Consider the following 8,453-nt stretch of genomic DNA (forward strand, 5'->3'; position numbering starts at 1 on the left):
CGTCCACTACCCGCTCACGCAGATCCTGGCTGTAGGGTCGGCCCATGCCCTGCTCCTCATCTGGAGCGCGCACTGAATCAGCCCAACAGCCTCGCGTGAACCCCAACTGTCCGATTCAGCTCAAACCGAAAACGCTCTAGCACCGTATCTGCCACGGTGGCGCATGCACAGCGGGACGTCGCTCCGGCCGAACTTGCCGAGGCCGTAACGCTGGACCAACTCACCGTCGAGAGTACAGGCGAGCGCTTGGAACCGCAGGGCGGCGTCACCATCGGGTATTTGACCAAGCAGACGCGCAGCGCGACGAAGACGAGCACCCCGGTCATCGACATCCCGCAATCCATCACTATCGTCCCGCGGGAGCAATTCCTGGATCAGAATTATCAGAACCTGACCGAGCAGCTGCGGTTCGTGCCGGGTCTGATCCCCGCGCAGGGTGAGAGCAATCGCGATCAGGTGCTGATCCGTGGCCAGAACACCAGCGCGGATTTCTACGTCAACGGCATCCGTGACGACGTTCAATACTTCCGCGATTTGTACAACATCCAGCGGATCGAGGTCCTGAAGGGGCCGGACTCCCTCATCTTCGGCCGCGGCGGCGGGGGTGGCGTCATCAACCGTGTCCTCAAAGAGGCGGACGGCTACCGTGTCAGGGAGATCGTGGCCGGCGGCGGCCAGTTCGGCGACAAGCGCGTGGCCGTCGATGTCGGCGATCGGATCAGCGACAGCGTCTTCTTCCGCCTGAACGGCGTGTTCGAGGATTCGGGGACCTACCGCCAGTTCGGCGACCTGACCCGCTACGGCGTCAATCCGACCGCCACGTTCCTCATTGGCCCGCAGACGACGCTGAAGCTCTCATACGAGTACTTCCACGATCAGCGCTTCCCCGATCGGGGCATTCCCTCTCAGTTCGGCCGCCCTTACCGGTACCGTGACAACATCCGGACCTTCTTTGGCAATCCGAATGTGAATTTCACCAAGGTCGATGCCAACATCGCCACCGTGCAGCTCGATCACCAGTTCGACTCAGGGGTCGAGCTGCACAGCCAGCTGCGATTCGCCGACTACGACCGGTATTACGTCAACACGCTTCCGGGCAGCACCGTGAACGCGACGGGGACCGCCGTGACGATCACCGGGTACCGCAACGACACGCCGCGGACGAACTACTTCAACCAGAACGACTTTACTTACAAATTCCTGACCGGCGGCATCAAGCACACTCTTCTCGGCGGGTTCGAGCTCGGCTACCAGGAGGGGCTGGCCTATCGGCAGTCCCTGTCCTTCGGGAACACCCTCGCGACTAGCGTCGTGGTCAACCCGCTTCGCCCGCTGACCTTCGCGCCCACAGTTCTGCGCAACAACGGCACGACGGATTCCAACGCGCGCTACAGCCTCGGCCTCGCGGCTGTCTACGCCCAAGACCAGATCGATATCACCGACTGGCTGCAGATCGTCGGCGGCCTGCGCTACGATCATTTCGATTTCGCGTCCACGGACCGGCGCACGCTGCTGACCAACAACCGCGTGGATGATCCGATTTCGCCGCGCGCCGGCCTGGTGTTGAAGCCGCTGCCTAATCTCGCGCTCTATACCAGCTACAGCGTGTCCTATCTGCCCTCCTCCGGCGACCAGATCGGGAACTTCACGCCGGGCTTGGTCATCGCCAAGCCGGAGCAATTTGAGAATACCGAGGTCGGTATCAAGTACGACGTCAATCCGCGCTTTCAGCTCACTGCTGCGGCCTACAATCTGGATCGTTACAACCAGCGTTTGGCCGATCCGAACAACCCCGGCTTCTTCATCCTGTCGGGCAAGACCAACACGCAGGGCTTCGAGGTCGGCGCGAACGGGTACCTCACGGATTGGTGGCAGATCGCGGGCGGCTACGCCTTCACGGATGCGCGCATCGCGAGCGCGACCTCAGCCGTGATCGTGGCCGGCAACACGGTCGGCCTGGTCCCGTTCAACGCCTTCACTTTGTGGAACAAGTTCGACGTGACGCGCGAATTTGCCATCGGCGTCGGCATCCTGACCTACTCACACACTTTCGCAGCGTCGGACAATACAGTGCGTCTACCGGGATACACACGGATCGACCTCGGATTGTTTTACAACATCAGCGAATCCGTCCGTGCGCAGATCAACATCGAGAACCTGTTCGACAGGCGTTACATCTCCACAGCGGACAACAACAACAACATCACGCCGGGCGCTCCGCGGACGATCAGAGCACAGATCATCGCTCGGTTCTGAGCGCGGCCGCTCTCTGGTGTTAAGGCTGCAGGCACGCAAAATCGTCGAACGCATGCGAAGGTTCATCGTTTGACGGTGCGGCGACGTCCAGTCCGATGCAACTGACATTTGGGAGCGGACAGTCCTCCAGCGACCCAGTTTTGCCGCACGAGAACATCTGCGCTGTCACTGTCAGACGACGTTCCTTCCGGCTGTACTCGGACAGCAGTTCGCTCGATTCGAGCGTCGAAATAAGTCGGCCTATCGTAGGCGGGTCGACGCCCAAAGCCATTTGCACGATCGTTGTCACTCCAGAACGAGCTGAGGCTCGTCCGCGCGGCCCGGCGGATGTCGCAACACCTCGTATCGGTCGTCGGCGTAACGATGTCGCCGCGTCAGTGTCGGCGCGAATAGTTTCCTCCTTGCGCGTCGCCTCGGCACTGTCCGTGCCGCTCGGCCCCGATCCATGCGGGACCGGCCATCTCCTGACGTCGTGCCGGCAGGCTCCGGATCACAACGGTAACACGCTGCGATAGCCGTCGCGCGAACGCCTCATTCGCCCGCCAATCCGCACGTCAGCCTTCTCCCGGCCCTTTCGGAAAGGTGCCGGAGGCAGAGTAAAGCACCACGCTTTCACCGACTCGGCCGGGCGCCTACATATCCGGCATGCCCGTCCTCCTGGCGCTCGCCGTCGCCCTCCTGTTCGGCCTCGTGTTCGGCCCCCAGTGGTGGGTGCGCCGGGCGATGCAGCAACATGCCACCGAGCGGCCAGACCTGCCTGGAACCGGAGGCGAGCTCGCCCGCCATCTGCTCGACCTAGCGCAGCTCGAGCACGTTCCCGTCGAGATCGCGCCAGCCGACCACTACGACTCAGTCGCGGACGTCGTGCGCCTGTCGCCGGAGAACCATAATGGCCGCTCGATCACGGCGGTCGCAGTCGCGGCGCATGAGGTCTCCCATGCGCTTCAGCACGCGGCGGGGGACCGGCTCCTGGCGGCGCGGGTGACATTCGCTCCAGTTGTACAGGGCTTCGAGTATGCAGCGGCGGTCGTGATGGCAACCGCGCCCTTGATGCTCGCCGTGGTCAAGTCGCCTGTCCTGCTCGCCCTGCAGGTGGGTATCGGCATCGCGCTCCTCGGTGTTCGCTTCGCGTTCCACCTCGTGACGCTGCCCGTGGAACTCGACGCGAGCTTCCGCCGGGCCCTGCCCATCCTGGAAGCGGGTCGCTTCCTCGACGCTGCCGATATGCTTGGTGCCCGCACCGTACTGCGCGCCGCAGCGCTCACCTACGTCGCCTCGTCCCTCGTCTCGCTCGTGAACATCGCCCGCTTTCGCCGATTGCTCCCGTTCTAAGAGATGGGCGGTGCATCTGAATTCACGCTCCACTCGGCGGCAAGTGGATAATGACCTATCAGCCAGCTCCTGCCGAACAGCTGCGTGGTGCGTGCTGCAAGTGGAGCTTTGAAGCAGACCGGCATGGATCTACCCCGAGCGGCCGTTCACCACCGATCCTGCGCACGGCATTAGATAGCCGGTCGTTCCGACCCGTCGGCGACCGAGAAGAATCACCCGAGACCGCGCCCCGACCACAGTCACCGGCGACCGATAAAGGCGTTTTCCCACCGATGCTCCCGTGAACGACCTTCCGTAGAGTGGTGACCTGCCGGTCCCGCCCCGGAAACCGGCACGGGCCCCGGACCGAGGACGGTTGGCTCCGAAGTCATCCACCAAATCGTCGAGTGGTGTCCTGCCGTGATCATCGTCGACAGGCGAGCGCGATGAGCCGCCGGGTGGGAGAGGCGTCTCCCTCCATCGTCCCCGTGGTCACGGCGGCGCTCCGCACCGATCCATCTCAGCGGTCGACCGCCATTTGGCGCTCAAGGAAGTCCAGCCGGTCTTGGCCCCAGAAGATGGTCTCGCCTACCGCATAGGTGGGGACACCGAACACCCCGCGGTCGATTGCGGCCTGCGTCTCCTTCGAGCGCAGTGCAGCCCATCGTGGCTCACCCGCGCGTTCAAGGATTGACGTCCCGTCCAACCCGATCTCGCTGATGAGGCGCACGAGCGTTTCCCGGTCGCCGGTGTCGGCTTCCTCCTCCCAGAGCGCCTTCAGGATGCGATGCGCCAAGTCGATGGCCCGAGGATCGCCGATCGTCTCGCGCACCACGAGGACACAATGAGCGGCGGTGGCCTCATTGGCGGGAAAATGCTTTGGCTTCAGGTTGATCGGGATGCCAAGGACATCGCGCCAGCGCGCCAGATCCTGAAGGCGATAGGCTTGCCGCTGGGGCGAGCGTTTGTGCAGGGGGAGCCCGCCGGAGGCCGGAAAAACCTCGCCCGTGTCGATGGGATAGATCCGTACGCTCGCACCGTATCGCTTGGCGACACCCATCAGGCGCGCCCCGCCGAGGTGGGTCCAGGGCGAATTCAATGAGACGTAATAGTCCGCCTGGCAGCTCATCGGTCCTCCCATCGACCTACGACTAATGCAGCGGTCCCGCGTCGCCGCCTCGTGTACGCTTAGCCTGGTGCGGACGGCTAGCGCCACGCCTCGCGGGCTCGATCGTGATCATTGGGTAGGGCAATGCTCTGCTCCACCCCGCTGATCGGAGCACCCGCCTGGCAAGCGCAGAGGAAGCAGCTTGGACACCGGCCCTACCGTCTCCGATTAGCCGCGGGTGGGCGGCACGGATCGAGCCCAGGCTCGGCAAGCTCGATGCCTTGAGCCGCCAGGCGATGCAGGCCGGGATCCTGCGCCTGTGGCAGGCGACACGGTTCACAGCCCTGTTCGTGACCCAAGCTGTGGAAGAGCCGTTGGTCCTGACCCAGCGCGCGATCGTGCTCTGGGATGGGCCGGCCGCGATCCGGGTCGATCTCCCCGTCCTGCATCCCGATCCGCGACGACCCGGGACTGGTGCGTCTATGACGGGATATCTTAGATTGCCTCTGACGGCCGATCTGACGGCACGGCACCGCGCTCTCGGCACGCATCCATGGGGCTGCCCGACGTTCGCGCCTCAAACCAGCGTCAGCACAGCGGCGATCGCCGCCACACCGACAGCCAGCCATGCCGCGTAATCGCCGATGAGCCCGCTGTGCAGGAGTTCCAGGGCCCGCGTCGGCGCCGATTGGGTGACGCTGACTGGCCGGACCACTGCTGCCGGCAGCCTCTTGCGGAAAAGACCGTAGCCGGCGCCCACCAGCGCCGCCGCTACCGACGCCCAGGGCAGCCAAGCCGGTCCCTCGGCGAAGGCGCCGACCGCCGGGCGGTGCATGAAGGCCGATGCCGCCCGCGGGATGCCGTGCTCGATCAGGCTCGCCGGCAGTCCGGCATCGAGGGCAAGCAGCACGCAGCAGGGTGCGAGCATCAGCCAGAGCGGTCGATTGGCCTTCTCGCGCTCGTCCTGACTCGGCGCTCCGGCTTCGTCGCCTGGATCCGGCCCGAGCCCGAGGAAGATGCGGCCCGATGCCCGAAGGACTGCGGCCCCGGTCAATGCCGCGCCGATGGCGCCGGCCGCGACCGCGAAGCCGTGGCCCTGCTGCGTCAATGCCCCCTGGACGAGTCGCGTCCCCTGGTCGAGCACCCCGATCGGCAGGCCGCAGAGCAGCAGCCCGGCGAGCGCCATCGCAATCCCGGCCGGGCCGAGGCCCCGTCCGAGGCCGCGCAAAGCGATCTCGTCGATGCTGGCCCGCGTGGCCAACAGGATGCCTGCGATCATGAACAGGGCCCCCTTCACCAGCCCGTGGCCGACCACGTAGATCAGCATCCCGCCCGTGCCGCCCGCCGACAGGGCACCGATTCCGGTGAGCATGATCCCGGCATGCGAGATCGTGGAGAAGGCCAGCATCCGCTTGAGGTGGCGCTGCAGCAGAGCCATCCAGCCGCCGAGCAGGGCGGTGAAGCTGCCCATCCCGATGAGGAGCACGGGCAACGTGCGCTGAACCTGATCGGAACCCGCGAAGACCACGGCGCTCACCTTCGCGAGGCCGAACAGCCCGAGCGAGACCATCGAGCCGGAGAAGATCACTGATACCGGGCTCGGCGCCACCGAATGGGCATCGGCGAGCCAGAACTGGAACGGCACGATCGCGCCCTTGATCATCAAGGCAGTTGCCGCGAGGCAGAAGGCGCCGGCCACCACCGGGTCGCGCCCCCCCCTCGCCACAGCGGCCGCGATGCCTTCGAAATCGAGGGTGCCGGTCTGCGCGTAGATCAATCCGATCCCGCCGAGCATCAGGAAGCCCGCGAGACTGTTGATCACGGTGAAGTTGATGGCGCCCGCCAGGGCCGACTCCTCCAAGTGGTAGGCCGTGAGCGCGAAGGCGGCGACGCTCATCACTTCGAACCACACGAACAGGTTGAACATGTCGCGGGTGAAACAAAAGCCGACCATGGCGGCCAGGAACAGCAGCATCAGGATGTGGAAGTGCCCGTGGGTGCGATCGAAGAACCCCCAGGCGAACAGGAAGGTCAGCGCGTACAGAAGGCCGATGAAGGCCGCGATCCACCCGCTGGCTTCGTCCACCGAGAAGCCGATCCCGAGATGGACGCCGTCCCTCGGCTCCCAGCCGCCGAACCAATAGACCAGGGGGCTATCGGCGGCTCGCGCGGCGATGACGGCGCACAGGATCGCGACGGAGAGCGCCGTGAGCGTTGCCAGTATGTCGGGGAGACGGCCGGGCAGCAGATGGGCGGTCGCCAGCATCGCCGCGCAGACGACGAGCGGGATCGCGACGGGCAGGGGTAGCAGGGCGGCCGGGAAAGCGGTCACGAGACGCTCCGCTCCGCATCGCTCACCCGACTCGGTCCCGGATCGCGGCCGGACTTGCCCCCCGCGCGCATCGGCCGGAGCTTCTCCGGATCGAGGCTGCCACCGCGCTTGTAGGCCTGAATCGTCAGCACGAGGAGGAGGGCTGTGAGCGTCGCGCCGACTACGATGTCGGTGAGCACCAGTGCCTGCATCACCGGATCGACGGCGGGCGTGCCGGGCGGATGATCGTAGAAGATCGGCGCGATGCTGCCCCAGCGATAGCCGAGGCCGAGCAGGAGCACGTAGGTCGCCGACTGGCAGACGCCGAGGCAGCCGACGAGATGGATGAAGTTGCGACTCGTGGCGATGCCGTAGAGTCCGATCCCGAAGAGCCACGCGGCGACCGCGTAGGGCAGCATGCTCACGCCGATTCCTCCCCGGGCTCGTCGGGCTCGTCGGCCGCGCGGGTCTCCTCCATGAATTCCAGGAAGAGCTGCGTGAAGCCGCCCGTCACCGCCAGGGCGACGCCGAGATTCTCGACGAGCATCAGGCCGCCCGAGAACACGTCCCGGAAGGTGCCGAGCGGCAATACGTTCTGCATGAAGGCGGCGCCGGTCAGCATCGGCGCCAGCCCGCACAGGGTGAAGAGCAGCGCGCCGCCGCCCTCCATGGCATCCAGCCAGTGACTGCGCACGGTATCGCGCCAGCCGGCATAGCCCTCGCCGAGGTAGATCAGCAGGGTTGCGGACGCGAGGATCACGCCGCCCTGGAAGCCGCCGCCGGGCGTTACGGTGGCGTGCAGCACCACATACAGCCCGAACAGGGCGGTGAGCGGGCCGGCGATCCGGCAGACGAGCACCACTGTGTCGGAGCGGGGGATCACGGCGCGGCCAGGCCGGCGCATGGCGCGCTCGGTGTTGCCCTCGCCGCGTCGGCCGCGCAGCAGCACCACCGTGCCGGTGATGGCGGCAAGCAGCATGAACTCCTCGCCGAGGGTATCGAGGCCGCGCAGGTCGAAGTTGATCGCGCTGACCATGTTGGCGACGTGCCGCACCTGCGGGGTGATCGCGTTGATGCGTTCGCCGTACTGGGCAATCGTCGATCCGAAGGGTGGCAAACCGGCGATGACCGCCCCCGTGCCGGGAAGCAGGACGAGCCCTGCCAGGACCAGCAGCGCGATCCGGGCGCGGGGGCTCACGACTTCTCCTCGGGCGGTCGGGTCCGAACCGCCATCAGCGCCACGAGGAAGAGAAGCGGTACGGCCGCCGCTCCGACGGCCAGTTCCGACAGGGCGACGTCGGGGGCCTGAAGGGCGTCGAACAGGATCGCCAGCACGAGGCCGTTGACCGCGATGGCGAAGATCTGACGGGCTGGGTCGCGCACCAGCACCACGGCGGTGCCCGACACGGCGGTGAGCAGAAACAGCAGCGGCAGGATGAGCGTCATCGCGGCATCCTCATGCCGAGC

Annotated in this window: 7 protein-coding genes; 2 read left to right on the forward strand and 5 right to left on the reverse strand. The window is 65.9% G+C overall.

The genetic code is table 11. The features are described 5' to 3' along the window. The first annotated feature begins 156 nt into the window (after positions 1-156). Together MKK82_RS09100 and MKK82_RS09105 are read left to right on the forward strand one after the other, a co-directional pair. Positions 157-2,256, forward strand: a complete 2,100-nt coding sequence (locus tag MKK82_RS09100) for a TonB-dependent receptor (protein WP_243985395.1) — start codon at positions 157-159, stop codon at positions 2,254-2,256. A 645-nt stretch (positions 2,257-2,901) separates the two neighbouring features. Then, on the forward strand, positions 2,902-3,588 hold the full coding sequence (locus MKK82_RS09105) for a zinc metallopeptidase (protein WP_243985396.1): 687 nt from the start codon (positions 2,902-2,904) through the stop codon (positions 3,586-3,588). A gap of 499 nt (positions 3,589-4,087) precedes the next feature. Here the strand turns inward: MKK82_RS09105 and MKK82_RS09110 are convergent, their stop codons facing one another. From MKK82_RS09110 to MKK82_RS09130, 5 genes are all read right to left on the reverse strand, one after another. Continuing rightward, positions 4,088-4,696, reverse strand: coding sequence for a 2-hydroxychromene-2-carboxylate isomerase (locus tag MKK82_RS09110; protein WP_238290008.1), 609 nt, complete (start codon positions 4,694-4,696; stop codon positions 4,088-4,090). Between the two features lie 556 nt (positions 4,697-5,252). Then, entirely contained in the window at positions 5,253-7,007 is a 1,755-nt protein-coding gene (locus MKK82_RS09115) for a complex I subunit 5 family protein (RefSeq protein WP_238290007.1), read from the reverse strand. After that, the gene (locus MKK82_RS09120) at positions 7,004-7,405 is read right to left on the reverse strand and encodes a sodium:proton antiporter (RefSeq protein ID WP_238290057.1); all 402 of its coding nucleotides are present in this window, start codon (positions 7,403-7,405) and stop codon (positions 7,004-7,006) included. Before MKK82_RS09120 ends, MKK82_RS09115 begins: the two co-directional genes overlap by 4 nt. A 2-nt stretch (positions 7,406-7,407) precedes the next feature. Next, positions 7,408-8,184, reverse strand: coding sequence for an MnhB domain-containing protein (locus MKK82_RS09125; protein WP_238290006.1), 777 nt, complete (start codon positions 8,182-8,184; stop codon positions 7,408-7,410). Then, positions 8,181-8,453, reverse strand: a 273-nt coding sequence (locus MKK82_RS09130; protein WP_243985397.1) for a Na(+)/H(+) antiporter subunit B, incomplete at its 5' end; no start/stop codon positions are given. The genes MKK82_RS09125 and MKK82_RS09130, both read right to left, overlap by 4 nt.

Origin of the sequence: Methylobacterium sp. E-046 (assembly GCF_022829625.1) — a bacterium.
Classification (GTDB): Bacteria; Pseudomonadota; Alphaproteobacteria; order Rhizobiales; family Beijerinckiaceae; genus Methylobacterium; species Methylobacterium longum.

Excerpts from the sequence above, each read along its gene's own strand:
- MKK82_RS09105 (WP_243985396.1), top strand. The coding sequence starts at position 2,902 with ATGCCCGTCCTCCTGGCGCTCGCCGTCGCCCTCCTGTTCGGCCTCGTG.
- MKK82_RS09110 (WP_238290008.1), bottom strand. The coding sequence starts at position 4,696 with ATGAGCTGCCAGGCGGACTATTACGTCTCATTGAATTCGCCCTGGACC.
- MKK82_RS09120 (WP_238290057.1), bottom strand. The coding sequence starts at position 7,405 with ATGCTGCCCTACGCGGTCGCCGCGTGGCTCTTCGGGATCGGACTCTAC.